The organism is Burkholderia sp. E168m23, from assembly GCF_016586125.1.
GTDB classification, from domain to species: domain Bacteria; phylum Pseudomonadota; class Gammaproteobacteria; order Burkholderiales; family Burkholderiaceae; genus Burkholderia; species Burkholderia orbicola.
Map to the genome: position 1 here is coordinate 1 of NZ_BCPP01001497.1, position 980 is coordinate 980.

A 980-nucleotide genomic window follows, 5' to 3' on the forward strand; every position below is an offset into this window, starting at 1 on the left:
TCTCGATGCCCGTTAGCGCTTTAGCGCTTACGGACATCGAGCGTCGAGTGCAAGGCACTCGACGTACTGCGGTTGAAGTACCGCGTACGTGTGAGATACAGCTCACAACCTAAATTACTGCTTCTTCCCAGATTGGTTCTGTTGGCCACGCCAGCAGAACAACCCTCTTTGCCTGATGACCATAGCGAGTCGGTCCCACCCCTTCCCATCCCGAACAGGACCGTGAAACGACTCTACGCCGATGATAGTGCGGATTCCCGTGTGAAAGTAGGTAATCGTCAGGCTCCCCTCAAGCCAAGAACCCCCGCCCGAAAGGCGGGGGTTTTTGCATTTCAACGGCGGAAATGTGCATGGCGGGGTGAAGCCTTACCAACGCTACTGCATTAGCATCTCACCCACGCAATCAATCCCTGCATCCCATTCCCTCAATCGCTTCTATCTCCGGCGATTCAATTGCTTAGTAAGCGTCAATCTGAGGCCGTCTTGACGATCAGAACTTGACCTCTGAGAGGCGCTGATTCGCGAGCACGAGATCAAAGGCGGCGGGATCGAAGCTGCCGCCACACCACTCGAGGAAGTGGTCGTGCTCCTCGTGCGTCGGATCGGTGATCGCTCCGAGGAAGTCGGCATATCCTGGCACTCCCCCGACGTCTTCCGGTGGACACGCATTCTGCCCGTCCAGGCACATCGGCCGGCGCATGTCTGGATCAGGCACCAGCGCCTTCTCGACTTTGATCCGATGCTGCCAGTTGTCACCGTAGTCGTAGATATAGGTAAATGACTTCAGCCCGCCGAGCGCCTTCGACAGTGTGACCCGTGCTTCATTGAGCATTGGTGGATCGCTCTGGAATCCGAAGTCATCAGGTTCACCATAGTTGGTTTCGCCGAAGACGAACTCGTGCAGGTGCCCGCCTTCCCAGCCCATGGCCAGTTGCAGCACGACATGCAGCTTGCCCAGCCGGATCGAGCCGGGAACGACG

The 980-nt window shown here is 57.2% G+C and carries 1 protein-coding gene and 1 rRNA gene; one reads left to right on the forward strand and one right to left on the reverse strand.

Going from position 1 to position 980, the window contains the following annotated elements:
- The first annotated feature begins 171 nt into the window (after window positions 1–171).
- Window positions 172–284, forward strand: a 5S ribosomal RNA gene (rrf, locus tag JMF90_RS38435).
- Between the two features lie 206 nt (window positions 285–490).
- Here rrf and JMF90_RS38440 read toward each other — a convergent pair.
- A partial coding sequence (locus tag JMF90_RS38440) for a plasmid pRiA4b ORF-3 family protein (protein WP_201326478.1) occupies window positions 491–980 on the reverse strand: 490 nt, incomplete at its 5' end.